Here is a 26,789-nt window from a genome sequence, read left to right as displayed (position 1 = left end):
CAACGATAGCTTTTGCCACCTTGGACTGTGTTTTGGAGATGTATCAGTGAAAACCTATAAATCATTAGTGGCGGTTGGATTAACCGCCGCGAGCTTGGGGATACAAGCTCAGGAAAGTGAAGAACCCGTCGTACTCGACACCTATGTCACCGAAGAAGTGTCGGACGACCTTGGCCTGCTGCAGGCTGAGCCGGTCAGTTCGGTATTCGGTTTTGGGAAATCCGTATTGGAAACCCCGCGTTCTGTCAGCTCAGTGAGTAGTGAATTCATCGAAGAATTCAACATCAGCAGCATTAATGATGTGGCAACCTTTGTACCCGGTTCCTTCACTACCTCTTTCTTTGGTGTGGCAGGCTCACTGGACATTCGCGGTACCGCCGGTGACAACTACTTCCGTGGTGTAAAACGACTGACCAACGACGGAACCTACCCAACGGCCATTGGTGCCAGCAACCGTATTGATGTGATCCGCGGACCAATGTCTCCGATTGCCGGCCCAAGCCGGGTGGGTGGTGCGATGAACTTTGTCCCCAAAACCGCCCGCGCCGAAACCGGTGCATACCTCGACTCAGCAACTGGTAAAGTCAGTTACACCACCGGTTCCTGGAACAAGAACCAGCTGAAAGGTGAACTGGGCGGGCCATTGTCACTCGGTGAACAGAAGCTGGGTTATTACGTTTATGGTGAGTTGGAAGACTCTGACAGCTTCTACAAAAACGATTACACCAAGCAAACCCTGCTGCAGGCCGCTTTCAATATGGACCTCAGCTACGCCACCCGGATAGAATTCGGCGGTATGTACCAGGACTGGAGTGGTCACGAGAATGGCGGCTGGAACCGGGTAACCGCTGATTTGCTGAGCAACGGCACCTACATTACCGGTCAGCCAGCGTTTACTCCGGATGACACCAACAACAATGGCATGATCGACGATGCCGAATTTGTTGCCGGTTTTGTAGACAGCGGCACCAACTATGACGGCACCAACTGCTGGGCCGGCCTGCAAATGTGGTGTGGTGGCGGTACCGTTGACCCATCCACCATCATTCCGGCGTCCATTCCAGCGCAAAACTCTATTATCAAGGGCGATACCATCAAACTGGATGGCCGTAACGTTCTTATCGACCCGAATGATTACTACGATACCGAAGTCACCACCCTTTATCTGGACCTGATGCACGAAACGGAAAGTGGCTGGAGCATCACCAACAAGCTGTTCTTTGAAAGTGTACAAAGTGAAGCGATGATCTCCTACGGCTTTGCAAAAGCCGGTGACACCTGGGGTGTGGAGAACCAGCTGATTTTCGCCAAGCAGTTTATGTTTGATGGCGTGACCTCTGACATTCAGGTATCGCCCTCCATCCGTCACGTAGACGCATGGGGTGCCAACGATTACATCCATGAAGTGTTTGACCGTGTGGATTTGAGCGTCGGTTACAACGAGAGCAGCTATGTGGCTACGCCGCTGAACAGCGACGACCTGTGGGGCACCAACAACTACAACAAGATGACCCAGCTGGGCTTTGCGTTCCTGGCCGACAACAAGGTGGGAGACAACCTCAGCATTTTGGTCGGTGCCCGTTACGACTACGTGGACATTGAAGCCTCTGTTGGCGAAGTGACCGACATTCATAACTTCGCCTACGACCCAAGCTCGATTCCGGACATTTTTGACGCAGCACAAACCGACACCGACGGCGGTTTCTCCTATAACGTCAGTGTGTCCTATCAGCTGCCGGGCGGGTTTATTCCTTACGTGACCCTGGCCGAGCAAACCACCATTCTGACCGGTGTGCATGACACCATTGACCCTGCCATTGTGAACTCCGGTGACTGGCTGGGTAAATCTGAAATGGCGGAAGTCGGTGTCAAAGCCAACTGGCTGGACGGCCGCATCTTCTTCGCAGTAGCCGGGTTTGATCAGGAGCGTGTTCAGGTCAACGGCAACGCTGCAGCCGGTGAGTCCAACGAAGCCATTCGCTCCAAAGGGGTTGAGATGGAACTGCGTTATCTGGTTAGCGACAACCTGCAACTGATGGCCAGTGCCGCACAAATGGAAGTGGTGCATACCGCTCTTAACGGCTCCAAGTTCTCCTTTATTGGTGCCTCAGACGTGCCGCAACTGGACCCAACCCTTTACTGGGGTGGTGCCCTGGACGGCATGGTGATCGTGGGCGACAACCCGGATCGCGGTGGTATTCCTGAGCAGGCGTTTAACCTGTCGGGCCGCTACGCGCTGTCGGATGAACTGAGTGCCACGCTGAGTTACTCCTACGTAGGTGAAGTGAACGCCTCTCCTACCGAGACGCTGCAAATCCCATCCTATCAGCTGTTAAACGGCTCGGTGAGCTACGACACACCGACCTACCGCATTGCGGTAGCCGTGAACAACCTGTTGGATGAAACTTACTTCAGAGCCAACTTCCCGGGGCTGTACGGTAACCTGAGTATTCTTCCTGAACGCTCAAGAAGCTTTACTGCCACCTTCAGTTATAAGTTCTAAGCCAGACGCCCCCGGTTAACCCAGTTTACCGGGGGCATATTTTTATAAAGAGACGCTTTATTATTGATATTTTTACCGTCAGGCCAGGAGAGTTTTGATGCCTAACCTAACCGCTGCCACCGCACTGAGCGATTCTGAGGAGATTCGCACGGCCGACCCCGCCGTTTCCATCCAGGGTCTGTACAAACAATACGGCAACGGGCCTACTGTACTGAACAACATTAACCTTGAGATTGCCGAAGACGATTTCATCGGGCTGATTGGCCCCAGCGGATGCGGCAAATCCACCTTACTTAAATTACTCGGCGGCCTGGAAAGCAAAACCAAAGGCGATATTCAGTTTCTGACTCAGCAAACCAGCCCTCGCCCCAAAATGGGTTTTGTGTTCCAGGATGCCAACCTGATGCCCTGGCTGACCGTCATCGCCAACGTCATGCTGCCACTGGAACTCAACGGTGCCAGCAAACAGGAAGCAGAACGCAAAGCCATCCAGCTTATCGAAATGGTCGGCCTTGGCCATGTAAAAAACCATTATCCCCGCCAGCTTTCCGGCGGTATGCGCATGCGGGCGTCGATTGCCCGGGCGCTGACCATTGAGCCGCAGTTATTGCTGCTCGACGAGCCCTTTGGTGCCCTGGATGAGATGACCCGCGACGACCTCAACGAAGAGCTGCTGAAACTGAAACAGCTGCAGGCCTGGGTGGGCGTATTTGTGACTCACTCGGTCACTGAAGCGGTATTTCTGTCTTCCCGGGTTTTGGTGATGTCCGCCAACCCCGGTGAAATATACCGCGAAATCCCCATTGACCTGCCGTTCCCGAGAACCTCTGAAACCCGCAACTTGCCTGAATTTCAGCAGAAGGTCGTAGAAGTCAGCCAAACCCTGCATGAACTGAGGAATTTAGCATGAACGCAACCGTATCCCGAATTTTTCCGCCGGCCATTGTGGGAGTCTCACTGATTGCCATCTGGTATCTGGTCATCTACCTGTTCGACATTCCCATTTTCCAGTTGCCCGCCCCTCACGACATTATTGAAGCAGGCAGCCAGGAACAATCCACCCTGATATCCGGTGCCCTGCAGACCACCTTGGCCTGCCTGATTGGCTTTTTCACTTCTCTGCTTGGCGGGGTACTGATTTCTGTACTGTTGGCCTACAGCAGCTGGGCGTACAAAGGGTTTTACCCCTACATTTTGCTGCTCAAGATGATGCCGGTTATTGTACTGGCTCCTATTATCATTCTGTGGTTTGGCCAGGGGCTGGCCAGCATTACCGTGATCACCTTCCTGATCTGCTTTTTCCCGATAGTTGCCAACACCACCATGGGGCTGTGCTCTACCGACAAAAACCTGGTGGACGTGTTCCGGGTCTACAACAGCAGCGCCAGAGACGAAATGCTCAAACTGCGTATTCCATACGCCATGCCTTACTTCCTCACCGGCCTGAAGGTTGCCGCAGCGCTGACACCGATTGGTGCCCTGTACGGCGATACGGTAGCCGGTATGGGTTCAGGCTCGGACGCCGGCTTAGGCTTTGTGGTGGTGGTGTTCAGCTCACAGCTTAAAATTCCGGCGCTCTATGCGGCAGCCTTTACCGCCTGTTTCATCGGCTTTTTGTTCGTCAGCCTGGTGAACATTCTGCATTGGCGCTTGCTGCATAAATGGCACGACTCCTACGCTCAATCCAATTAAAAAGGCGGTTTAAATGATGAGAAAACTACTGATTATCGCGTTGACCCTGACTGCAATAGCGGGCTGTGGTGGAAACAAAGCCGATGGCCCGCAACTTGAAAAAGTGCTGTTGATGACCGACTGGTATCCGCAGCCTGAACACGGTGGCTTCTACCAGGCACTGGCCAAAGGGTATTACGAACAGGAAGGGCTGGAAGTCGAAATCCGTTCTGGCGCCAACATGCGGGACATTCGCTCTCCGGTTGCACTGGGTCAGGTGGATTTTGCCATCGGCACCAGTGACACTACGCTGATCGGCATTGGCCGCGGGCTGCCGCTGGTTGGTCTGTTTCCTTACTTTCAGCACGACCCCCAGTGTGTGATGTTCCACCCGGAAAACAACGTTGAGACCCTCAACGATCTGGATGGCCGCACCGTCATGCTGCAGTCATCGCTGTCGTACACAGAATACATGACCAAAACCCTGGGCATCAAAATGAATCTTATCCCGCTGGATTTCTCGCTGGCCCGGTTTGCCACCGATAAAGACTTCATTCAGCAGTGTTTCGTGACCAGTGAGCCCATTCACCTGGCCAATCAGGGTGTTGAAGCACAGGTAATCCTGCTGTCCGAATCCGGCTTTGACCCTTACCGCCATATCTTTACCAGCCAGCAGACACTGCAGCAACGCCCAGAGGTAGCCGCCGCGTTTAAACGGGCTTCAATCAAAGGCTGGCAGGAATTTGTCGAAGGCGACCCGGCTCCAGCACTGACACTGATCAATCAGCTTAATCCGCAACAAACCCCGGAGCTGATGGCCAAAACCCTACGAGCAATCAAGCAGTACCGTCTGGTAAAAGGTAATGACGCACAAGGCGATCAACTCGGGCAATATCAGGCGACGCGGTTACAGGCACAGTACGAACAGCTCAACAAGCTGGGTTTACTGGATCTGCCGGTCAGCTGGGACTCCTCCTTTCAGTATTAATTTTTAAGGCGTAAACCTATATGCGTCAGACGCTGCATCAGTTACGCGTCATTCTGCCCTGCTACGGTTTTTTGTATCTGGGCAACGGCCTGTTCTCGACACTTCTGAGTGTCAGGGCAAGCATTGAAGGCTTCGCCATGGTAGCCATCGGCATTATCATGGCGGCCTACTTTGCTGGGATCCTGCTCAGCGCCTGCACAGCCAGGCTGTTTTTACCCCATTTTGGCTTTCATCGCGGCTTTGTGCTGTTTGCCTTACTGCTGGTGTTGTGCACGATGTCCTTCCAGGCATTTGTCGATCCCGCTAGCTGGGCTGCATCACGCTTTGTGGCGGGGTATTGCGTTGGCACCATTCTCATCATTACCGAAAGCTGGATCAACAGTAGCGCAAACAATGGCAATCGTGGGCGGGTACTGTCGGTCTACATGGTGGTCAACAACCTGGCGCTTGGCTGTGGACAATTGCTGTTTTCAATCGGTGACCCCACCGGTAACCAGCTATTTATGCTGGTCAGTTCCCTGTTCATTCTTGCTTGCTTTCCACTGCTGGCGATGACCGACAATACCCCCAAAACCTTTACCTTCAAGCGGTTTGCACTGATTGAGGTATTTAAAACCGCACCGCTGGGCATGGCCTGTGCTTTGATGGCGGGGCTGTTAAACGGTTCGTTTCTGAGCCTTGGCCCTATTTATGCGCAAGGGTTAGGGCTGAATTACGCAGAAGTCGGCCAGTTTATGGCACTGGTGTTAATTGGAGGGCTGCTGTTGCAATGGCCCATCGGCTGGTTATCAGACAAGGTTAACCGTAAGATGATTATGCTCAGCGCGGCGCTGTTATCATTGCTTGGCAGCCTGCTGTTGGTTACATTCAATTTACTCAATATCAGTCAGATGGGCTTCGGCTTCAGCCTGGCTGCACTGTTTTACGGTGCAGTCTCCATGACCCTGAGCCCCATCGGCTCGGCTTACGCGAACGATTTGTTCAGCAAAGATAAGGTGTCCCACGTGGCCAGTACCGTTTTGTTCAGCTATTGCGTCGGGGCCATTTCCGGCCCCATTCTGGCGTCACTGGTTATGGAAGTGATTGGCAGCGTTGGCCTGTTTATCAGTTGCAGCGTATACCTGGCCATTTTTGTGCTGATAGTGTGCGCAAGCCTTTGGGGTAAACGTACCAAATTGCTTGCACTCCCTCCCCCACTCACACAGGTTACTTAAATCCATCTATCTGCCCCCGCTCAGAAACTTGTGGATGTTCTGAGCGGAGCGGCACAACTGATTAACTTTTCCTAAGTATGAGTCATTCACTATTGCCCACCACTCAGGGGGAGTGGACTTCGTACATATACAGTTGCTTAGCCCAGCGCCCGTTCTACCAGCTCTCGCATGCCGGTTTGCATGCGTGCCATCAACGCCGGTTTGTCCAGCCCCATTACTTCGCCGTCTTCAACCACCTGCCGGCCATCCACAAAACTGGCTTTTATGTGCACCGGCTCGCCCGCCAGCAGGGGGGCTTCCAGCGCACTGTGCATACCGTGGTAGCGATAGTGGCTGAGATCGTAAAGCACTAAATCGGCGGCCTGACCAACGGCAATTTCGCCGATGTCATTTAAGCCCAGCAGTCGCGCGCCATTCACACTGCCCCAGCGCAAGCAGGTATCCACCTGCGTAGCGTCCGCGCCATGCAGGGCCCGGTGCAGCAGCCAGCTCAAATTCAGTTCCTGGATCATGGAACCAGACTCAGCCGAAGCCGAGCCGTCCACGCCAATCGTTACCGGCATGCCAGCATTTTGCATTGCCAACACCGGTGCAATACCACTACCAAGCCGGCAGTTGGAGGTTGGGCAATGGGCAATACCCGTGCCGGACTCGCCCAGTAAACGAATGTCTTCGGCACTGGTGCACACCAGATGTGCAAACCAAACATCCTTGCCGAGCCAGTCGCAGGACTGGGCGAACTCCACCGCGCCCATAGCGTATTTCTGTTGGGCCTGAATGTTGTCAAATTCGACTTCCAGCAGGTGAGAATGCAGTTTCAGACCATGCTCTCTGGCGTAGGCTGCGAAAGCTTTCAAATCTTCCGGTGTACAGGAATGCACAATTGAAGTAGGGGCAACCACTAACTGGCGCATGGGTCGGGCACCGCTTTGGTGATAGCGACGACGGCTGGCGTCAATCCGATGTAACGCCAAATCAAGGGTTTCAGGCACAATGTTGTTGTTGAGCAGGCCTTTGTGGCTGCCCTGAACGGTTGCACCACCACGGCACAATACCAATCTTATACCCAGGTCTGACGCAGCCTGCCACAATGCGTCTTCCAGTTCAGCGGTCGATGCCTGGTGGTACAGGTAGTGGTGGTCGGCGCAGGTGGTCACACCGGAACGCAACTGTTCACTGAGCCCAATCAGCGCCGCATCGTACATCAACTCAGGGGTAAAATGGGGCCAATAGGTGTAAGGCACACTGGCCAGCCATTCCCCTAACCCCTGATTCAAACCGGCTTTGACCCCTTTCAGTGCTGACTGAGCCAAATGATGATGGGTGTTGACAAAACCCGGGTAGATTACACAGTTGCTGGCATCCACCAGGGTTTCATCAGGCCTGATCGCCAGTGAATGGCCGATTTCGGTGATCACGCCACCACCAATACGAATGTCGGCTGCATGTTGGGTACCCGAAGCAATGGCACGGGCATTTTGAATTAAGTAGTTCATCTTGACCTTAATGAAAAAGGAGCCCGGAGGCTGTGATTCTGCCGGAGAACGGTTGCAGAGCCACAGCCCAGGGCGGGACTTACCCCTTCCACCCTGCAACAAGTGGACCATTCGGTCAGGATTGCATAAAAACGAATAAAACCTATATAAAACATTATCTAATAAGCGGTTTTCCCAGTCATCAAAATAGAAACTAACCCTATGGTCTGCACTGAACAACCTCAAAGGCGCACTGCATTGGTGCAGATTGAGTCGATTTTGGGCTCCTTTATGTGTCCAGCAATTGCTTATCCAACTGATTTAGCATATTTTTTTGTTTTTTGGCACAGACACTGCTTTCTCGTCAGAACATTCTTTAGCTTTGAGTAGAAGCGGAAAGATCCTTTACCTCATGTAATGTGATCATGGTCATTGCTCAATAACAAACGAGCACGTCTGCGTGCTGTCAGCCCGTGAAGCGTTGCTTTAAAACGATGCTTTTGGGGCCAGCCGTGATTCGTTTGTTCATCAGTAGGAGCATTCTATGATACGAAAGACACTTAACACCGTGGCGCTTTCAGCCGCCTTATGCCTGTCAGCCTTGCCTTCCCAGGCCCTTGAAACCGTGGTTTATCAACTGGACTGGTTACCCGGAGGCGACAAAGCCCCTGTCTATGTTGCTCAACAGAAGGGCTTTTTCAAAGAGTTGGGGCTTGAGGTTAAGATAGCCCAGGGCAAAGGCTCAACGGACGCCATCACCAAGATTGCCGCCGGCCATGCAGACGTGGGCCGTTCCGACATAGTGGCACTGCTTGCCGCAAAAGCCAGCAATACCATCCCTGTAACCGGTGTAATGAACGTGTTCTCAGAAGCGCCATACGCATTTTTCACTGTAAAAGGCCGAGGCGTAGAAAGCATTCAGGACCTGGCCGAAAAGACCGTTGCGTCTTCTCCGTTCACTTCCTCCAATCTGTTTTTCCCCTATGTGGTGACAAAAAACGGACTGGAAGAAAGCGGCATCAGGCACGTAAAGGCCAATCCGGGCAGCCTCGCGCCCATGCTGTTGCATGGCCGCACTGATGCGATTACCTCCTGGGTAACCGATACCGTCACCATTCAAACCGAAGCGGAGAAGATCGGTCTGCAGGTCAATATTTTTCCCTGGTACGGCGCCGGGCTAAACATCTATTCATCGTCAGTGATTGCCAATGACCAGTTTCTAAAAGACCGCCCGGATGTGGCCAAACGGTTCCTACAGGCGTTGAAGAAGGGCATGATTTACACTTGGCAACACCCCGAAGAAGCGGGCGAAATGGTCCACCAGGTCGTTCCGGAAGTGGACCCGGTTGTGGCTGCCAATACCATCATGTCGATTCGGCAACTGGTACATAACCCTTCCAGCGAAGCCCATGGTCTGGGAAATTTTGAAAAAAATAAACTGGCTGAAACCTGGCGTCTGATTGCTTTGGCACAGGACATTGACCCCGCAAAGCTTGACCCCGAAAGCGCCATTTCCCGTGACTTTGTGGAGGCTAACTGATGCAGCCCTATGTAAGCCTGAAAAACGTCAGCCACAGCTACCCCACCGATAAGGGTAAATCGGTTCTGGCCCTGCAGAACGTCAGCTTTGACATTGAAAAGCACCAGTTCGTTGCCGTGGTCGGCCCTTCCGGTTGCGGTAAGTCGACACTGCTGCGCCTGCTCAGTGGCCTGATGATGCCCACCGAAGGACAGGTGAACATATTTGGCACTGCGGTGACCGAACCCCGTGATGAAATAGGCATTGTATTCCAGCAACCCACATTGCTGCCCTGGCTTAATGTCACCGAAAACGTGGTGTTTCCGGTTAAGCATAAAACCGGCCGGGTATCTTCCCAAACCCGCAGCCAAGCACAAAAGATGATTGAAATGGTTGGCCTTGCAGACTTTGCCAAACGCATGCCGAATGAACTCTCTGGTGGCATGCAACAGCGGGTAGGTATCGCCCGGGCGCTGCTGATGGACCCGGAAATTTTGATCATGGACGAACCCTTTTCTGCGTTGGACGCACTCACCCGGGAGGAAATGGGTTTTGAACTTCTACGGATCTGGAATGAAAGCCCCAAAACAGTACTGTTTATCACTCACTCCATCACCGAGGCAGTATTACTGGCCGACAAGGTACTGATCATGAGCCCGAGGCCAGGCCGCTTGTCAGCGCAGATTGATATTCAACTACCCAGGCCACGCAGTGCTGAAACCATACACGACCCGGCCTTTGCCACCTACGCGAGCGAAATACGCCAGCACATCTATCATCCGCATAAAGCAGGCGAAGATAGCAAGGCATCGGTGACGGCGATAAATAAAAAACTGGTCAACCTGTGAGGCACGCTCAATGACACACTTTTCCGCTTTAAACCGTTACCTGCCCGCACTGACTTTACTCATGCTGCTGCCCGCCTGGGAAGTGATATGTCGCAGCTTCGACGTACCGGCTTACCTGTTTCCTTCGCCGTCACTGATATTTGAGTCCTTCATGGAAGTGGAGCCCGCCCGTTGGCTGGAGCATCTGTGGGCAACATTACGTGTGGCCCTGCTCGGTTTTGGTCTTTCGCTAATGATAAGCATTCCGCTGGCCATGCTGATGGTCAATTCCCAATATCTGTCTAAAACCCTGTATCCATTTCTGGTTATTGTGCAATCCACGCCGGTGGTGGCGATTGCACCGCTGCTGATCACCATGTTTGGCTCCGGTGAAGCTCCAAGGCTGGCGATCACCTGCCTGATCACCTTTTTCCCGCTGGTGGTCTCGGCCATGACCGGCATGCTGGCCACACCACCGGAACTGATTGACCTGTCACGCTCACTGCGCGCCCCCAGATACAAAGAAGTGCTGGCCATTCGCCTGCCCTATTCCCTGCCGCACATATTCAGTGGCATGAAGGTAGCGATCACCCTTTCGATCATCGGTGCGGTAGTAGCCGAATTTGTTGCTGCCGAACAGGGGCTGGGTTACTTCATCCAGTTTTCTACCTCGTTCTTTAAAGTTCCGCAGGCATTTGCGGCGCTGATATTTTTATCCCTTATCAGTCTGGCGTTGTTCAAGCTGGTGCACTGGATCCAAAGCTACTTCTTTGGCTGGACCCTGACCAAAGGAAAAGCGTAACCCTCACTCACAGGAGTATAAGCGGCAAGGTTTGAGATAATCTGGCATTGCTCCAATTGCTATCACAACTGGAGATAACCATGACAACAAAGCAACATTACAGCCTGGATGAGCTCAATCTGGAAACCCGGATTGGCGGTATGGGCGTTGAAAATGATTGCACTGAAATACCATTGATCGATTTCAGTGATTTTGAAAACCGGCGTCAGCACATCACCGAAGCCCTGTGGCAAGCCGCCACTCAGGTTGGTTTTTTTCAGGTTGAGAATCATGGCATCACGCTGGATACCATCAAGCAGACCTTCGGCATTGCCGAATCCTATTTTGCCCTGCCAGCGGAAACAAAAGCGCTCAATGCACGGCCAAAGGGCCAGAACGTCGGCTGGGAATTTATGACCCAGGTGCGCCCTTCCACCGGCACTCAGGACCAAAAGGAATCCTACCAGATCACCCTGCCCCACATGGCCTCGCTGTGGCCACAGGAGCAGGTACTAGCGGATTTCAAATCAATAACCCTGGCATTTGAGCAGCAGGCCTGGGCACTGGGCATGAAGATTTTGTCCTGCTTCGCCGACAAACTGGGTTTTGAACGGGATTTCTTCACCCGTGCCCACGATCGTTCCAGCCCGGAGTATCAGTCCACATTACGGCTGTTGCACTACCTGCCACTCCAACAACAAGGCGTGGATGCCGGCTTGTGGCGAGCAGGTGCGCACACCGATTTTGACTGCCTGACCATGGTATTTCAGAAAACCGGGCAGGACGGGCTGCAGGCCTGCGCTGGCAAGGATGCGCAAGACGCCTTGAGCTGGACCAGCGCCAAGGCTCAGGATGGTATCATTACCTGTAACATCGGTGACATGCTGATGCGCTGGAGTGATGATAAGCTGAAAAGTACCCTACACCGAGTCAGAATGCCCCGGGAAGGCGAATACCAAGGCTCACGATATAGCCTGGCGTTTTTCTGCCAGGCCAATAAAGATATGATCATTCAGGGGCCGGAAAACAAGTACCCGCCTATCAGCGCTGAGGATTACCTCAACCTGCGTATTCAGGCAAACTTTGCAAAGTAGTGGTTCGGGGGGCTAACCAACGGAATGTTTAGCCCTAACCACATACCATCCCCGTCTTTTGATCAATTCAATTCGGGCACTTCCAGCCCCAGCCCGGTGAGTATCACCTTGCTGATGGATTGGGTGATGGATTCAATATCACTGTCTTCATACTCCAGCTTGTTCTCGAGAATGAACACCTCGGTCTGATAATCTGCGTAGTACTGAGTTGATGACCAGATCATGTACAGCAGGTGTGATGGGTCAACCGGACGTATCTTACCGGCATCAATCCAGGCCTGAATAACCGTAATGATGTTGCGAAACCACGGTCGGGTCTGCTCTCGCAAATGTGCGCCTAAATGTGGCGCGCCGCGAATGATTTCTGTGGTAAACAAGCGGGATTGAGCCGGAAATTCGCAGGACACCCGAACTTTAAACCTGATGTATTGATACAGCGCCTGTGCAGGTTCATCCTCTGCGCTCAAATCCACCAGGCCAACGCCCCACCCGGACATGATCCGTTCCAGCACCGCGGAATAAAGATTTTCTTTATTTTTGAAATAATAAAGAACATTCGCTTTAGGCACTTTGGCTTTCGCGGCAATCAGGCTCACACTGGTTCTGTCGTAGCCCAGCGTAGAGAACAAGGCTTCGGCTGCGTCGAGCAAAAGAGTCTGGTTTTTCTTGCGCACCAGCTCTTTTTTGTTCATCTTTACAGAAGTACCTTCAGTATCCATACACACTTCGCCCATTAATAACAGATTACAAACTCAATCATAGCAAGACTAACCGAATGGTCAACTAATTACACAATCAACAAAACTCCATTCCAACACCACACCCAGGAATCCATAAATATTAATAACTTATATTCTAATAAGCATTACAAATTAAACTTTGACCGATTTTGCACTCCTGTGGTGAACCAGATCAGGATTACAAAACGTTACAAACTAACCATTCAAAGCCCCCCTTTACATTCAATTAGGGCTTCTATCACCGCCTCAGCGCCGATATGATTGGCTTTAGATCGGCGTCCTAAGCCGCATTACGGGCGTTCTGAAAGCCAATTGTGCTCAACAAGGTACAGTCAGTCATTGATGATGAATCAAACCCCCACTTTAAAAAAACAGCTCCGATTTCTGACAACCGTTGCCATGCTGCTGATTGGGGTTGAATTCATCAACCTGCTGTCAGTCAATAGCCTGAATCATTTTGGACTGGTTCCCCGTGATGTTTCGTCGCTACCATTCCTGTTTACGGCGCCCTTCGTGCACGGGACACCTCAGCACCTAATTGCCAATCTGATTCCACTGTTACTGTTTATGTGGCTGGCGCTGCAATGGGGTACCCGTACCTTTTGGCTGGTCACGCTGTCGGTGTGCCTGATTGGCGGGCTGGGCGTTTGGTGCTTTGGCCGCAGTGCAGTGCATATTGGAGCCAGTGGTATGGTGTACGGTTTTTTCGGATTTCTGCTCATTGCCGGGTTCCGCAGCCGAAAAATTCCCTACATCGTTATCTCTGTTCTGGTGGCGTTACTCTATGGTGGCTTGCTGGGTGGCCTGCTCCCCACCCGGGAGTTTATTTCTTTTGAGTATCATATATTCGGATTTATTGGCGGAATAATCGCAGCCTGGGCTTGGGGCAAGTGAGCAGATTTCGTATAATTTAGCAGTTCAAAGAAGTGAAATGACCCCATGAATTCAGCATCGGAAGTAAAATCGCAACAAAATCAGGGCTTTTTAGGTAACCTGGCGTTTAATATTATCATCCCTGTGGTGATCATGAGCTACGCCAGCTCTGAAGATTACCTCGGACCAGCGTGGAGCATTGTCGCTGCGCTCAGTTTTCCTGTCGCTTACGGGCTTTGGGATTTACGCAGTTCGGGAAAAATAAACGGCTTTTCCATACTAGGTATTGTCAGTGTTCTGCTGACCGGTGGCATCAGCCTGCTGGAACTCCCCGCGGAATACATCGCCATCAAGGAAGCTGCCATTCCGGGTGCCATTGGTCTGGCCGTGCTGGCTACCCAATTTACCCAGAAACCACTGGTGAGGGTGTTAATACTGAATGATCAGATTATTAACTGGGAGGCCCTGAATAAAGCCCTGGCGGTAAAGAACAGGCAAAAACAGTTTGATAAAAAGGTAGCTGTCAGTTCCTACATCGTGGCCAGTTCGTTTTTTCTATCGTCTGCACTCAATTACGTACTGGCAAAAATGATTCTGGTCAGCGAGCCCGGAACCACCGCCTACACCGAGGAACTTGGAAGAATGACGGCGCTCAGCTATCCCGTAATTGTGATCCCAAGCATGGTGCTGCTGGTAGCAGCTTTGTGGTACCTGTTCTCGCAAATCAGCAAAATAACCGGTGAAGAGTTGGATAACTTCATCAACCACTGATTATTTCCCACACGGTTCAGCCGCTCGGGCTGGGCTTTTTTGAGGGTAAACACGTACGTACAGACATGCTTACCCTCCACAGTGTCACCAAACAGTTTCCTCACCAGCCTCACCCCATTCTGAACAGGCTGGATTTTTCGTTACCCCAGGGTCATTCAGCCAGCATACAGGGGCCTTCCGGCAGCGGGAAATCCACACTTCTGACCTTGATTGCGGGTTTCGACAAACCGGATTCCGGTGTGATCAGGCTCAATGAACTGATGCTGAGTGACATGGATGAACACGCCGCAGATAAATTCCGGCGCCAGCATCTGGGTATGGTTTTCCAGGCGTATAACCTGCTTGACTGTTTCAATGTGTGGGACAACGTCACATTTACCGCCCGCCTTAAAGGCAACTTCACCCCTAATTATGCTACCGAACTGCTCGGCAAACTGGGGTTGAGCGATTTGCGCTTACGCCCGGTAGCTGAATTATCCGGCGGGGAACAGCAACGGGTTGCCATCGCAAGGGCGTTGTGCCACAAACCTACGCTGGTGCTGGCCGACGAACCCACCGGCAATCTGGATGAAGAAACCGCCGCACAGGTTTCCAGACATCTGTTTACGCTGTGCAATCAAACCCATACGTCGCTGGTTGTCGTCACGCACAACCAGTCTGTCGCCCAACTGGCGACGAAGCAATGGCAACTACTGCATGGCCAGCTGGTTGCCAAATAAAGCTGCTCAGTGGCAGCCTTTCCGACTGACAATGCTTACCTGCGTGGCACTGAACCGCAAGCACCCGTGGACAAGCATTCTGGTCTTTGTCGCCATCGTCATTGCCAGTTCAGGCCTTGTCATGGTGCACCTGATTAATCAGGGAGCCAGCGAGCAGTGGCCGGACAACAATGCGGCCTGGATTGCTCCGAAATGGACAGTCGAATCTTCCGGCAAATTGCCCCTGACCCGTGAAGATTATGCCCACTTACGACGGGCTGGCTTTCACGAACTGGCTGCGTTTGTACACTATACCGGACCATTGTATTTTGAGCACACTGGCTCAACGCCTTCCGGGCTCAGCCTGCTGGCCGTAGACACTGCAGCACTGCCCTGGAAGCCGGCCTCATTTCCTGTGTTCTCGCCGTTAAGCGAGAAATCTGCACGAATATGGGCTCACCCTCAAACTGCCAGGCTGATAGAGGAACAAAGCCTGTTAACGGATGACGCCGCCCCACTCCCTGTACTGGAAGTCAGCGCCGCTTCACTTCCAAAACACATGTTGGTCATGGACATCGCAGACTTTTTTACCGCTAGCCGAACCACTGAAAAGTACCCTCTGACAGGCCTGGCAGTCACTTCTTCCCTGCCAGAATCACGACAACGCGCACTCAGGAATCTATTGCCAACGCATTTACAATTGAAGCGGTCTTCCACAATTGAATCCGGTGGCACTTTGGGTGACAGCTTTAAACTCAGCCTTTGGGCATTGGGTGTTCTGATGATGGTAGTTTGTATGTTCATCGTGGTTAATGCACTGCATCTGATGCTGCGCTTTCGCCTTTATACATTGCTAAAACTCCGGCAACTGGGAATTGGTGTCACAACACTGTCAACCTCTGTCACACTGGAAATGCTGTTTCTCGGCCTTACGGCCAGTTCCGTCGGCATGGTACTTGGCATCCTGTTAACCCAACAGCTCGCCCCAGGCATAAACCAGACATTCACCAATGTGCTTGAAACCAAGTTTATCCTGCTGCCCATCAATCCCTGGCAGCTGATGTCCATAACCTGGGCAGCAACCGCCCTGGTCATTACTGCAATCACTTATGTGCCTATCCGACAACTGCAGCGAAACCTCACTGGCCGGGGGCCAGGCAGGCAAAGGCCCGCTGACCGGTGGCTCAAAGGAGCAACCGTTCTGCTGTGCTCAAGCGCCCTGCTGACAACTATACTGGCGAAATCACCGGCCTGGGCCCTAATCTCAATCGCACTCACCCTGCTGGCCGGTACAGGGGTGATGCTGCTTTTCATGCCACATTTATTGAAACTATGCGCTCAATTCATTCCCGCAGGTTGGCCCCTGGCCCACTGGTCAATCGCGAGTACACTACAATTGAGCAAGCAAACACGCCTTGCCGTGTGTGCTTTTTTTATCGCATTGACCGCCAACATCGGAATGACCGTGATGGTGGACAGTTTTCGACAGGCCACGGACTCCTGGCTGCAGGCTCGCATTATTGCCCCTTTCTATCTGGCAGCCCCATTGCCCGTCACAGAACCTCCCCCAGCTGGAATATCGCTATTTGAACGGCTTCAGGCCAGCGCGATTCACCGCGGGCACTCTGTTGAGCTACGAAGTTTACCTGCAGACTCACGATTTCAGTCCAGCGTTCAGATTGAGCCTGATGGCGGAGTTGACTGGCCACGCTTTGACACAGGAGAACAAGCAGTGATCAACCAGCAACTTGCGTTTCGCTTCCACCTATCTGCGGGTGACAGCTTGCCGATGCAATTGAACGACGGAACGCACATTTCTCCTGTAATCGGTGGCATTTATGTGGATTACGGAAATCCCAATTCGCAGGTGTTGTTAAATGCCAGGCTGATTGAGTCCAGCCGTGACCCGGTATACAGATACGCTATATGGTACGGTACACCAGCCACGCTGAACGACTTAACCGAGTGGCTAAACCACGCCGCTCCTGGCGGAGAGCTGTTTGATTCAGAGGCTCTGCGAAAGCTGTCCATGGAGGAGTTTGAGCGGACCTTTGTGGTTACCAATCACCTCAACATCATTACCCTGGCGGTGGCGGGACTTTCGTTTATGATTTCGGTTGCCCTGCTTGGGCAACAAACCTCAGCGCAACTTTCTCTGCTTCGAAGCCTGGGCGTATCAACCCTGAAACTGCGCCTTTCGGTGCTCATTCAGTACGGTACACTGTGTCTGTTCGCCGCCCTGATGGCAATGCCTTTTGGCCTGCTACTCTGCTGGCTGCTGATTAACAAAGTCAACCGCTATGCGTTCCACTGGATTTACCCTGTCAGCGTTGACTCTGCGCTACTGATGCAGGCCATACTCACCAGCATCGGCATAATGCTGATGGTGCTTTGTATTCCAGCCGCTCGCCTGAACGGGCGGTTAGATCTGCGTAACACCAGGGTACTGTAATGAAAAATCATGCAGTTATACTGCTTTGCCTGTTTATGTTCAGCTGCAAACCGGCTGATAGTCCACCACCAGAAAACTCACCCATACGGTCGTATGATTACGCTCAGGTTACTCTCAACCGTCCACTGCAACTGCCGCAGGATCACGCGGCTCATCCAGACTACAGACTTGAATGGTGGTACCTGACTGCCAACCTGGAAAATGAGTCTGGTCAGTTGTTCGCTCTGCAATTCACACTATTTCGTTTTCGAAACCCCACACAGCGCAATTCCAACTGGAGTGATGATCAAATCTGGATGGCTCATGTCTCGCTGCATAATCGGGATGAGCACTGGTTTGAACAGCGGCTGGCAAGAGGGGCAGTTGGCAATGCCGGGCAAACCCAAAACCCATTTACACTGTTTGTCGACGACTGGAACTGGGTGAGTGACCTGCCTGAAACCCCTTTTCCGGCTACGCTCACAGTCACGCTATCAGACTCAGTGAAATTCCGTGCAAGGTTGATCACGCAAGGCAATTACATCCTGCATGGAAACAGCGGTTACAGTGAAAAATCTGCAAACGGAAAATTACGTTCCTATTACTACAGCCAGCCTTTTTTACAGCTTAGCGGGCAAATCAATCTTCACGGGCAAACCCACCAGGTAAATGGGCCGGGTTGGTATGATCACGAGTGGACATCGCATCTGATGCAGGCCGGTGCAAATGGCTGGGACTGGTTTTCCCTGCACCTGGATAACGGCGCAAAGCTGATGGCGTTTCGTATGCGTATGGATGACACCAATGCCCACCTGAGCGGCACTCTGATCACACCTGATGGAACTGTACTAAAACTGGATCAACAATCACTGCAGCTTACCCCCAAGGAATTTGAACAGGTCAATAACAAACGTCTTCCCACACGCTGGCGTCTGAAGGTTGTCGAAAAAGATATTGACGTCGAACTTGTCAGGTTTAAGAAGAACCAGTGGAATGAAGGGGTTTATCCGTATTATGAGGGCGCAATATCAGTATCCGGAAGCCACAGCGGGCAGGGGTTTATGGAATTAACCGGATACTGAAAAACCTATTGCCTCATGCATTCCACCTGCCCCAGCGGTTCACTGCATGAATCGGGATGTGCTACTGACAATGCCAGTCTGATTTAAAGTCGCAATCCCTACTGCCGTTAACAGGCTCTGATAAAGCGCCTGGTGACGCCCCCTGAAGCAACGTAAAAATGCGCTTGGCAATATCGGTATTATCCAACTGGCCGGCAAACTGGCTGCTACCCGCGCCAACTGCAAACACTTCCACGTCTACACCAGTATGGCCACCGGTCGTCCACCCCGTATTGGTACGGGTATCCAGCAGGGTCTTTATTGCCTTATGTGCCGCCTTTACATCCTTCTGTGCCGCAAGCTCAACCGATAGCTGCCGCTCTTCGTCCGTCAGTTCAAATCCCAGCTGGTTTGCCAGATAAACCGCCGGTTGTGACTGATTGACAAGTTCAGTAGCGATGGCTACAGCCGACCCTTTCAGCCCACGAAGGTACTGTGGCCGCCACTCATAAACCCCATTGGCACCAACGGTCAGGCCCCCGGTGCTATGATCGGCAGTCAGCAATACCAGTGTATCCGGGTTCTGGCTGACATAATCTTTAAGGTATTCCATTGCCAGGGCCAAATCGTGCATTTCCGCCATGGCTGAGCCAATGTCATTGTCATGACCCGCCCAGTCTACCTGGCTGGCTTCGACCAACAAAAAGAAACCACGTTCATTTTCAAGATGCCTGATGGCGTGTTCGGTTAGATAAGCGAGACGATTCTTGCGGGAATCATCCAGCACCGGAGGCAATCCTACGGGCGCGAAAAGGCCCAGTACTTTCGACCCGGCCGGAAGAGTAGCCAGCTTATTGTAGGTATCAACGTACTCATAGCCAGCATCAATGAACTGGGCGACAATATCCCTGTCCTCCCGCTCAAAATAGGATGTTCCTCCTCCCAGCATCACATCCGCAACAAATTCGCCATTTACCTTGTCGTCGTAATAGCTGTCAGCAATTTCATTATAATTTTTACGGCTTTCGTTATGCGCCAGATAGGCGGCCGGAGTTGCGTGATTAATTTGCGACGTAACGGCGACGCCGGTGCGCATACCCAAAGCTTTTGCGCGTTGCAAAACCGACTCAACCGCCACCTTGTTCTCATCCACGCCAATCGCACCGTTGTAGGACTTCACTCCACTTGCCAAAGCCGTCGCCGCAGCAGCAGAATCCGTGACATAACCGGACACATTGGCCGGATAAGTGGAAGCATTGCCCACCAGCATTCTGTCCAGTACCACCAGTTCAACCTGTTCTGTACCCGGATCGTCCATGTAATTGCGGTACGCAGTGGTGTAAGCAGGCCCCATTCCGTCTGCAACTACCATTATGATGTTCTTTGGCTTTTGGGGCTGTTCTGGTTGACCCGTCGAGGCAACCTCAGGCGACACGCACCCCTGAATAAGCGCAGCGCCAATGAGCGCCGAAAGGGTAATTCTGAGTTTCATAATTACATCCCTGATTTTCAATTAACATAGTGTAAAGCAGTGTTCTGGCTGGCTCAAAGTTAAATGCCAGAAAAAGCCGAAAGATTCTGTTTCGGCTTTTACCGAATAGAGCAGATTACACCAGACATTCACTGAAACTATATTGGGCCTTGGCGGATGCTGATAACAATCAGCCCCGTTACAATAAGTCGCCCTAGTTTTCGGCCTGCCCATTCCCGTCCCAAATCTTCAATTCAGACAATAGCTACAGAGCTGGATTGGCCCGCCCAAGTTGCCACTGCGGTCATTATCCCACCAAAACAAACATTCACCAAAACTATGCTACGGATACATGATTATATATTTACGTTATTTTACTCGCACGCCTACTATGAGATGAAACCGGACGACAATGACTGTCGAACAATACCCTACACAACTGAAAAACCGGAGATCGCTCATGTCAAACTACCAGCAGGACATTGACACCATTGCCACCCTCAAAGCGGCCAAAGACGGAACCTGGGATGGGATTAATCCAGACTATGTTGCCCGAATGAAGGCGCAAAACCGCTTCAAAACCGGTCTGGATATCGCCCGCTATACTGCGGCAATTATGCGCAGGGATATGGCGGAATATGATGCAGACAGCAGCCAGTACACCCAGTCTCTGGGATGCTGGCATGGTTTTATCGGGCAACAGAAAATGCTCTCTGTAAAGAAACATCAGGGAACGACTGATAAACGTTACCTGTACCTTTCCGGCTGGATGGTTGCCGCTCTGAGATCCGAGTTTGGCCCGTTACCGGACCAGTCAATGCACGAAAAAACCTCAGTCCCAGCCCTGATTGAAGAGTTGTACACCTTTTTGCGCCAAGCCGATGCCAGGGAACTCGGCGACCTGTTCAAACAACTGGATGCGGCCAAAGCAAACGGAGGGGATGTTGCTGCCATCCAGGCTCAAATCGACAACTTTCAAACTCATGTCGTACCCATAATTGCCGACATTGATGCCGGATTTGGCAACGAGGAAGCCACCTACCTGCTGGCCAAAAAAATGATCGAAGCCGGAGCATGCTGCATCCAGATTGAAAATCAGGTTTCCGACGCCAAGCAATGCGGACATCAGGACGGCAAGGTTACCGTACCCCACGAAGATTTTCTCTCCAAAATCAACGCCGTCCGATACGCCTTCCTGGAACTGGGCGTTGATGACGGTGTAATAGTAGCGCGCACCGATTCACTGGGTGCCGGGCTGACTCAGAAAATTCCGGTTTCCACCCAGGAAGGAGATCTGGCCTCACAATACAATGCCTTCCTGGAAACCAGCCCGGTAACGTCACTTTCCGACATCAACGAAGGCGACATGATTCTTAAACTGAACGGCCAACTCGCCAAACCGGTCCGTTTGCCCAACGGATTGTTTAAATTCAAAGCCGGTACCGGGTTTGACCGCGTAGTTCTGGATTGCATCACTTCACTGAAGCACGGTGCAGACCTGCTGTGGATAGAAACAGAGAAGCCGCATGTGGGCCAGATTGGTGACATGGTTCGGGCCATTCGCAAGGTGGTACCGGATGCCAAACTGGTATACAACAATTCTCCATCCTTCAACTGGACGCTGAACTTCCGTCAGCAGGTTTTCGATCTCTGGCAGGAAGAAGGCCGCGACCTGACCGGTTACGAGCGCGCCAACCTCATGTCAGCCCAGTATGATGAATCTGAACTGGCAATTGCAGCGGACGACAAAATCCGATCATTCCAGCGCGACGCTGCCCGCGAAGCCGGTATATTCCACCACCTGATCACACTGCCCACCTATCACACCGCAGCATTGTCTACCGACACGCTGGCCAAAGATTATTTTGGCAAGGAAGGCATGCTGGCCTATGTGCACGGTGTTCAGCGCCAGGAAATCCGCCGCGGGCTGGCCTGTGTCAAACACCAGGCGATGGCGGGATCGGATCTGGGCGATACCCACAAGGAATACTTCTCTGGCGAAGGCGCTTTAAAAGCAGCCGGTGAAGACAATACCATGAACCAGTTCAACCTGTAACTTTACCCCTCTGAAGCACTTTGGCTCCCTCGTGGAGCCTTTTTTGTCAGACTTTCTTAACGTCAGACTTCATTGGTTACCATTGCCTGCCAATTATTCACACTATTTATTGGCAACGTGGAACAAATCCGGCTGCGGTTTTGCTTCACCTTCACCTAATTTCCTGTATGTTGTAGGTAACTACCGTCTTCTGACCTCTTCAGATGAGATAAACCTAACACTAAAGGCCTATCTGACTGTGAGTCATTTCACCGGTACAATAGACAAACTCAATAATCATTATTTAGGGCATTAAACAAATGAATATCGCAAAGGTGGACCTTAACCTGCTGGTATACCTGGATGTACTGCTCAGGGAAGGCAGCGTAACAAGGGCCGCCAACCAGTTAAGCATTACCCAGCCAGCCATGAGTAACGGACTTAAGAGACTGCGGGATTTGTTTAAGGACCCTCTGCTGGTGCGCACCAGTGACGGCATGACGCCAACCAAGCGGGCACTGGAATTACAACCTGTGATCCGGGACGTCCTCAGTAAACTGGAAAGCTCCATCCAACCGGAAACCGACTTCGAACCGGCCACCAGCAACCGAACCTTTCGTATCATGACCAGTGATTACGCAGAAAGTACCCTGCTGCTGGAACTGCTCGGCAAGTTAGCCCGGCTGGCACCCAATATTACCCTGGATCTGATCACGCCAAGCGACGTTACCTTTCACGACGTAGAGCAAGGTAAGGTCGATATGGCCATTAACCGATTTGATGAATTACCGTTATCGTTTCATCAGAAAGTCATTTGGTACGACACCTTTAGCTGCGTAATGAGCGCAAGTCACCCATTGGCGGAAAACTGGGACCTGGAAGGCTACCTCAGTGCACAGCATATCTGGGTCAGCAAGACCGGTTTTGGTGTCGGGGTGGGGATTGACCCGAATGAAGTACAGAAGCTGGGCTGGGTAGATGCGGAACTGACCAAGCTGGGCAAGCAACGGGACATCCGGGTGTTCACCCGCCACTATCACGCTGCACTGCAGATTGCAAAAACCCAGAACCTGATTGCCACCCTGCCCAGCCGTGCTGCCCGGATCTTCAAGGATGATCCCGGTGTAGTGGTAAAAGAGCCGCCCTTTGATATTCCCCCCATCGCTCTGAAAATGGCCTGGAGCGCGCTACTTCACCATGATGCCGGCCACATATGGCTGCGTCGACTCATCGCGGAAGTAGCTGAAGAGTCCGCAACAGACTAACCCCCTTAACCATTCGCAATATTTATGGCAGAGATAGAAACCATAAATTAAAAATACGCCAGAACTGTCTCTACACTGGAATTAAATACGCCAGCATAGAGGTTAACATGCAAGGATACATTAATAGAGGAAAGTTACTGGTTGCGGAAATTCTCGACCAGTTTCTTAATCAGCAAGCGTTACCAGGTAGCGAAATCGAGCCCGCGGTATTCTGGCGGGGTTTTGAATCCCTCCTCGGCGATTTTGTGGAGCCAAACCGGGCATTGCTGACCCGCCGGGATGACCTTCAGCAGCGGATAGATGACTACCACCGGGAGGGGCATCCGGTCTCAGGGCAAATTTACCACGACTTTCTAAAAAAGATTGGCTACCTGACTGAGCAACCGGATGACGTACAAATCACTACAACCGGGGTAGACGCCGAAATTGCCCGCATGGCCGGCCCCCAGCTTGTGGTTCCCATCAATAATGCCCGCTACGCACTCAACGCGGTTAACGCCCGGTGGGGTAGTCTCTACGATGCATTGTATGGCACCGACCTTATTGGCGATGACAACGGAGCTGAAGCCGGAAACGGCTATAACCCGGCACGAGGCCAGAAGGTTATCCAGGCAGCCAGAACCTGGCTTGATACCCTGCTTCCCCTAAAACAGGGCAGCCACGTAAATTCTACTGCCTACCAGATTACAGATAATGCAATTCGTATAGTACTGGACGACTCTGCACACACTGAACTGGTAAACCCCAGCCAATGGCTCGGGTATCAGGGAGACAGGGAGAATCCCCACACCCTGCTCTTCATCCACAATGGCCTGCATTTCGAAATTCAGCTCGATGCTTCTCATCCGATTGGTAAAAGTGATCCCGCAGGCATCAAAGACATCATTGTGGAAGCGGCTCTGACCACGATCATGGATTGTGAAGACTCGGTTGCCGCCGTGGATGCCGAGGACAAAACACTGGTTTACCAAAATTGGCTTGGCCTGATGAAAGGTCACCTGCAACTTGAAATGGAAAAAAATGGCAGGACAATCATCCGCAAGATGAATGATGATCGGCATTACACGCCAAGCCAGCCAGGAAATCCGGAAGACAAGCTCGTTTTGCCTGGCCGCAGCCTGATGTTTGTGCGCAACGTCGGCCACCTTATGCACAGCGACGCCATACTGTATGACGGTAACCCTGTCCCTGAAGGCATCATGGATGGAGTGATCACTGCATTAATTGGCAAGCACGACCTGCTTGGCAACAGCAGAGTAAAAAATTCCCTCAAAGGCAGCATCTACATCGTCAAACCCAAGATGCACGGTCCGCAGGAAGTGGCCTTTGCCAATGCCCTGTTCGACCGAATTGAACGTTTGATTGACGTACCGGCCAATACTCTCAAGATGGGGATAATGGATGAAGAGCGGCGCACCAGCGTCAATCTCAAGGCCTGTATCGAGGCGGCAAAGAGCCGCGTTGTGTTCATCAACACCGGATTTCTGGACCGCACCGGTGATGAAATCCACACCTCTATGCTGGCAGGGCCATTTGCCTGCAAAGCCGATTTGAAATCTTTGCCCTGGTTACTTGCGTACGAAAAAGCCAATGTGGCCACCGGGCTTAAATGCGGGTTGAGCGGCAAGGCTCAGATAGGCAAAGGCATGTGGCCAATCCCCGACCAGATGGCCAATATGATGCAAAGCAAACTCGCACACCCCAATGCTGGCGCCAGTACGGCCTGGGTGCCCTCACCTACAGCGGCGACACTGCATGCCCTGCACTATCATCAGGTCGACGTATTTGACGTACAGAAGAAATTGGACCCAATGTACGATGGTCTTGAGGACATCCTGAAAATACCGTTGCTCAGTAACCCCTCTGCCCTCTCCGGTGCACAGATCCAGCGGGAACTGGACAACAATGTCCAGGGCATACTGGGGTACGTTGTGCGTTGGGTTCACCAGGGAGTCGGCTGTTCAAAGGTGCCGGACATCAACAACGTCGGGCTTATGGAAGACAGGGCAACGCTGAGGATTTCTTCCCAGCATATCGCAAACTGGCTGGCCCACGGGTTGTTGTCGCAACAACAGGTCGAAGAGTCGCTGGAGCGCATGGCACTGCTGGTTGATAAACAAAATGAAGGTGACAGTGACTACATTCCTATGGGGCCGGAACTGAATGAGTCGATTGGTTTTCAGGCTGCCAGGGATTTGATCCTGCTGGGCCAGGAACAACCCAACGGATACACAGAACCCTTGCTGCACGCCCGTCGACGGGAAATGAAAGCACACCTGACAGGTAACAACTGAGAGACAATCCAGGCTGTGGCCCCGCTATTCTGGCCACAGCCTGATTGATAATCACACCTTGTAAAACGCGCGATACCAGTCAACGAATGCCTGTATGCCGGTTTCAATTGAAGTAGTTGGGCGATAGCCAGTGTCCTGCACCAGTGCTTCAACACTGGCGTAGGTATCCGGTACATCCCCGGGCTGCATAGGCAGCAATTCCTTCTGCGCTTCCATACCCAAGGCCGTTTCCAGGGTTTCAATAAATTTCAGCAGGTGGACAGGAGTCTGAGCGCCAATATTGTAAACCTTCCACGGAGCTCTGCTGGAGGACGGGTCAGGCTGTTTACCGGACCACTGTGGATTGCTCTGGGCAACTGAATCAAGACTACGTACCACTCCCTCGACAATGTCATCAATGTAGGTGAAATCACGATGGTGATTGCCATAGTTATACACACTGATTTTATCGCCTTCGAGAATGGCCTTGGTGAACTTGAACAAGGCCATGTCCGGGCGCCCCCAGGGGCCATATACGGTGAAAAAGCGTAACCCGGTTGTGGGCAGCTGATACAAATGGCTATAGGTATGAGCCATGAGTTCATTGGCCTTTTTGGATGCAGCATAAAGGCTAACCGGGTGGTCCACATTATGCTGTTCGGAGAAAGGCATGATTTCGTTAGCGCCATAAACCGAACTGGAAGACGCGTACACCAGGTGGCCTACCTTGTTGTGGCGGCACCCCTCCAGAATATTCATAAAACCGACCAGATTGGCGTCAACGTAAGCGTGTGGATTTTCCAGCGAATAACGAACCCCGGCCTGGGCGGCAAGATGCACCACCCGATCAAACTGATGGGTTTCAAACAAATCAGCCATCCCGCTGCGATCCTCCACACCCATTTTCACAAAGCTGAAATTGGCAGCAGATGGGCTGGATTCAAGTTTCTTCAGACGGGCAAACTTCAGGTTTACATCATAATAGTCATTGATGTTATCCAGACCGACTACGATGTCCCCCCGATCCATCAGGTATTGTGATACCGCGGCTCCAATAAAACCGGCTGCACCGGTAACAAGTATTTTCAAAACGGTTCCC

The 26,789-nt window shown here is 52.1% G+C and carries 21 protein-coding genes; 17 read left to right on the top strand and 4 right to left on the bottom strand.

Annotated features, from left to right (window positions below; translation table 11 throughout):
* The first annotated feature begins 46 nt into the window (after positions 1–46).
* From DXV75_RS01885 to DXV75_RS01865, 5 genes are all read left to right on the top strand, one after another.
* On the top strand, positions 47–2,503 hold the full coding sequence (locus DXV75_RS01885) for a TonB-dependent siderophore receptor (RefSeq protein WP_181898322.1): 2,457 nt from the start codon (positions 47–49) through the stop codon (positions 2,501–2,503).
* A 97-nt stretch (positions 2,504–2,600) separates the two neighbouring features.
* Positions 2,601–3,413: an ABC transporter ATP-binding protein gene (locus tag DXV75_RS01880; RefSeq protein WP_115591522.1), complete on the top strand. Its 813-nt coding sequence runs from the start codon at positions 2,601–2,603 to the stop codon at positions 3,411–3,413.
* Positions 3,410–4,195 (top strand): ABC transporter permease, encoded by a 786-nt coding sequence (locus DXV75_RS01875; RefSeq protein WP_115591521.1) that lies wholly within the window; start codon positions 3,410–3,412, stop codon positions 4,193–4,195. The genes DXV75_RS01880 and DXV75_RS01875 overlap by 4 nt, the downstream gene beginning before the upstream one ends.
* 13 nt (positions 4,196–4,208) lie before the next feature.
* On the top strand, positions 4,209–5,162 hold the full coding sequence (locus DXV75_RS01870; protein WP_115591520.1) for an ABC transporter substrate-binding protein: 954 nt from the start codon (positions 4,209–4,211) through the stop codon (positions 5,160–5,162).
* A 20-nt stretch (positions 5,163–5,182) separates the two neighbouring features.
* The gene (locus DXV75_RS01865; RefSeq protein ID WP_115591519.1) at positions 5,183–6,376 is read left to right on the top strand and encodes an MFS transporter; all 1,194 of its coding nucleotides are present in this window, start codon (positions 5,183–5,185) and stop codon (positions 6,374–6,376) included.
* 137 nt (positions 6,377–6,513) lie between these two features.
* Here DXV75_RS01865 and DXV75_RS01860 read toward each other — a convergent pair whose 3' ends face one another.
* Positions 6,514–7,872, bottom strand: a complete 1,359-nt coding sequence (locus DXV75_RS01860) for an amidohydrolase family protein (RefSeq protein WP_115591741.1) — start codon at positions 7,870–7,872, stop codon at positions 6,514–6,516.
* Between the two features lie 523 nt (positions 7,873–8,395).
* On the opposite strand from DXV75_RS01860, the gene DXV75_RS01855 reads away from it, so the two are divergent.
* From DXV75_RS01855 to DXV75_RS01840, 4 genes are all read left to right on the top strand, one after another.
* A complete protein-coding gene (locus tag DXV75_RS01855) occupies positions 8,396–9,391 on the top strand; it encodes an ABC transporter substrate-binding protein (protein WP_115591518.1) in 996 nt (331 codons plus the stop codon).
* Positions 9,391–10,218 carry an ABC transporter ATP-binding protein gene (locus tag DXV75_RS01850; protein WP_115591517.1) on the top strand — a complete coding sequence of 276 codons (828 nt, stop codon included), beginning with the start codon at positions 9,391–9,393 and terminating at the stop codon, positions 10,216–10,218. Before DXV75_RS01855 ends, DXV75_RS01850 begins: the two co-directional genes overlap by 1 nt.
* Before the next feature lie 10 nt (positions 10,219–10,228).
* Positions 10,229–10,999 (top strand): ABC transporter permease, encoded by a 771-nt coding sequence (locus tag DXV75_RS01845; RefSeq protein ID WP_115591516.1) that lies wholly within the window; start codon positions 10,229–10,231, stop codon positions 10,997–10,999.
* An 80-nt stretch (positions 11,000–11,079) separates the two neighbouring features.
* Positions 11,080–12,072 (top strand): isopenicillin N synthase family dioxygenase, encoded by a 993-nt coding sequence (locus DXV75_RS01840; protein WP_115591515.1) that lies wholly within the window; start codon positions 11,080–11,082, stop codon positions 12,070–12,072.
* 62 nt (positions 12,073–12,134) lie between these two features.
* On the opposite strand, the gene DXV75_RS01835 is transcribed toward DXV75_RS01840, so the two are convergent.
* Positions 12,135–12,764 carry a TetR/AcrR family transcriptional regulator gene (locus DXV75_RS01835; RefSeq protein WP_245953086.1) on the bottom strand — a complete coding sequence of 210 codons (630 nt, stop codon included), beginning with the start codon at positions 12,762–12,764 and terminating at the stop codon, positions 12,135–12,137.
* Between the two features lie 390 nt (positions 12,765–13,154).
* Here DXV75_RS01835 and DXV75_RS01830 point away from each other — a divergent pair, with 390 nt between their 5' ends.
* The 5 genes from DXV75_RS01830 to DXV75_RS01810 all read left to right on the top strand — a co-directional run bounded on the left by DXV75_RS01830 (position 13,155) and on the right by DXV75_RS01810 (position 18,667).
* A complete protein-coding gene (locus tag DXV75_RS01830) occupies positions 13,155–13,706 on the top strand; it encodes a rhomboid family intramembrane serine protease (RefSeq protein ID WP_342767299.1) in 552 nt (183 codons plus the stop codon).
* A 45-nt stretch (positions 13,707–13,751) separates the two neighbouring features.
* Entirely contained in the window at positions 13,752–14,456 is a 705-nt protein-coding gene (locus DXV75_RS01825) for a VC0807 family protein (protein ID WP_115591513.1), read from the top strand.
* Between the two features lie 65 nt (positions 14,457–14,521).
* The gene (locus DXV75_RS01820; protein WP_115591512.1) at positions 14,522–15,175 is read left to right on the top strand and encodes an ABC transporter ATP-binding protein; all 654 of its coding nucleotides are present in this window, start codon (positions 14,522–14,524) and stop codon (positions 15,173–15,175) included.
* Positions 15,153–17,606 (top strand): FtsX-like permease family protein, encoded by a 2,454-nt coding sequence (locus DXV75_RS01815; RefSeq protein WP_115591511.1) that lies wholly within the window; start codon positions 15,153–15,155, stop codon positions 17,604–17,606. The genes DXV75_RS01820 and DXV75_RS01815 overlap by 23 nt, the downstream gene beginning before the upstream one ends.
* Complete coding sequence (locus tag DXV75_RS01810) at positions 17,606–18,667, top strand: lipocalin-like domain-containing protein (RefSeq protein ID WP_115591510.1); 1,062 nt, start codon at positions 17,606–17,608, stop codon at positions 18,665–18,667. The genes DXV75_RS01815 and DXV75_RS01810 overlap by 1 nt, the downstream gene beginning before the upstream one ends.
* 61 nt (positions 18,668–18,728) lie before the next feature.
* Here the strand turns inward: DXV75_RS01810 and DXV75_RS01805 are convergent, their stop codons facing one another.
* On the bottom strand, positions 18,729–20,138 hold the full coding sequence (locus DXV75_RS01805) for an alkaline phosphatase (RefSeq protein WP_115591509.1): 1,410 nt from the start codon (positions 20,136–20,138) through the stop codon (positions 18,729–18,731).
* 439 nt (positions 20,139–20,577) lie between these two features.
* On the opposite strand from DXV75_RS01805, the gene DXV75_RS01800 reads away from it, so the two are divergent.
* The 3 genes from DXV75_RS01800 to DXV75_RS01790 all read left to right on the top strand — a co-directional run bounded on the left by DXV75_RS01800 (position 20,578) and on the right by DXV75_RS01790 (position 25,711).
* The gene (locus tag DXV75_RS01800) at positions 20,578–22,173 is read left to right on the top strand and encodes an isocitrate lyase (RefSeq protein ID WP_115591508.1); all 1,596 of its coding nucleotides are present in this window, start codon (positions 20,578–20,580) and stop codon (positions 22,171–22,173) included.
* Positions 22,174–22,472: 299 nt separating this feature from the next.
* On the top strand, positions 22,473–23,417 hold the full coding sequence (locus DXV75_RS01795) for a LysR family transcriptional regulator (protein ID WP_115591507.1): 945 nt from the start codon (positions 22,473–22,475) through the stop codon (positions 23,415–23,417).
* A 107-nt stretch (positions 23,418–23,524) separates the two neighbouring features.
* Positions 23,525–25,711 carry a malate synthase G gene (locus DXV75_RS01790; RefSeq protein ID WP_115591506.1) on the top strand — a complete coding sequence of 729 codons (2,187 nt, stop codon included), beginning with the start codon at positions 23,525–23,527 and terminating at the stop codon, positions 25,709–25,711.
* A 51-nt stretch (positions 25,712–25,762) separates the two neighbouring features.
* Here DXV75_RS01790 and DXV75_RS01785 read toward each other — a convergent pair whose 3' ends face one another.
* Positions 25,763–26,779, bottom strand: a complete 1,017-nt coding sequence (locus DXV75_RS01785) for an NAD-dependent epimerase (RefSeq protein WP_115591505.1) — start codon at positions 26,777–26,779, stop codon at positions 25,763–25,765.
* Positions 26,780–26,789: the final 10 nt, after the last annotated feature.

This window comes from Alteromonas aestuariivivens (assembly GCF_003367475.1).
GTDB lineage: Bacteria > Pseudomonadota > Gammaproteobacteria > Enterobacterales > Alteromonadaceae > Alteromonas > Alteromonas aestuariivivens.
Note: the sequence above shows the minus strand (reverse complement) of the source record. Positions and strands in the feature narration are given on the sequence as shown.

Excerpts from the sequence above, each read along its gene's own strand:
- DXV75_RS01880 (WP_115591522.1), top strand. The coding sequence starts at position 2,601 with ATGCCTAACCTAACCGCTGCCACCGCACTGAGCGATTCTGAGGAGATT.
- DXV75_RS01875 (WP_115591521.1), top strand. The coding sequence starts at position 3,410 with ATGAACGCAACCGTATCCCGAATTTTTCCGCCGGCCATTGTGGGAGTC.
- DXV75_RS01870 (WP_115591520.1), top strand. The coding sequence starts at position 4,209 with ATGATGAGAAAACTACTGATTATCGCGTTGACCCTGACTGCAATAGCG.
- DXV75_RS01865 (WP_115591519.1), top strand. The coding sequence starts at position 5,183 with ATGCGTCAGACGCTGCATCAGTTACGCGTCATTCTGCCCTGCTACGGT.
- DXV75_RS01860 (WP_115591741.1), bottom strand. The coding sequence starts at position 7,872 with ATGAACTACTTAATTCAAAATGCCCGTGCCATTGCTTCGGGTACCCAA.
- DXV75_RS01855 (WP_115591518.1), top strand. The coding sequence starts at position 8,396 with ATGATACGAAAGACACTTAACACCGTGGCGCTTTCAGCCGCCTTATGC.
- DXV75_RS01850 (WP_115591517.1), top strand. The coding sequence starts at position 9,391 with ATGCAGCCCTATGTAAGCCTGAAAAACGTCAGCCACAGCTACCCCACC.
- DXV75_RS01845 (WP_115591516.1), top strand. The coding sequence starts at position 10,229 with ATGACACACTTTTCCGCTTTAAACCGTTACCTGCCCGCACTGACTTTA.
- DXV75_RS01840 (WP_115591515.1), top strand. The coding sequence starts at position 11,080 with ATGACAACAAAGCAACATTACAGCCTGGATGAGCTCAATCTGGAAACC.
- DXV75_RS01835 (WP_245953086.1), bottom strand. The coding sequence starts at position 12,764 with ATGAACAAAAAAGAGCTGGTGCGCAAGAAAAACCAGACTCTTTTGCTC.
- DXV75_RS01830 (WP_342767299.1), top strand. The coding sequence starts at position 13,155 with ATGATGAATCAAACCCCCACTTTAAAAAAACAGCTCCGATTTCTGACA.
- DXV75_RS01825 (WP_115591513.1), top strand. The coding sequence starts at position 13,752 with ATGAATTCAGCATCGGAAGTAAAATCGCAACAAAATCAGGGCTTTTTA.
- DXV75_RS01820 (WP_115591512.1), top strand. The coding sequence starts at position 14,522 with ATGCTTACCCTCCACAGTGTCACCAAACAGTTTCCTCACCAGCCTCAC.
- DXV75_RS01815 (WP_115591511.1), top strand. The coding sequence starts at position 15,153 with ATGGCCAGCTGGTTGCCAAATAAAGCTGCTCAGTGGCAGCCTTTCCGA.
- DXV75_RS01810 (WP_115591510.1), top strand. The coding sequence starts at position 17,606 with ATGAAAAATCATGCAGTTATACTGCTTTGCCTGTTTATGTTCAGCTGC.
- DXV75_RS01805 (WP_115591509.1), bottom strand. The coding sequence starts at position 20,138 with ATGAAACTCAGAATTACCCTTTCGGCGCTCATTGGCGCTGCGCTTATT.
- DXV75_RS01800 (WP_115591508.1), top strand. The coding sequence starts at position 20,578 with ATGTCAAACTACCAGCAGGACATTGACACCATTGCCACCCTCAAAGCG.
- DXV75_RS01795 (WP_115591507.1), top strand. The coding sequence starts at position 22,473 with ATGAATATCGCAAAGGTGGACCTTAACCTGCTGGTATACCTGGATGTA.
- DXV75_RS01790 (WP_115591506.1), top strand. The coding sequence starts at position 23,525 with ATGCAAGGATACATTAATAGAGGAAAGTTACTGGTTGCGGAAATTCTC.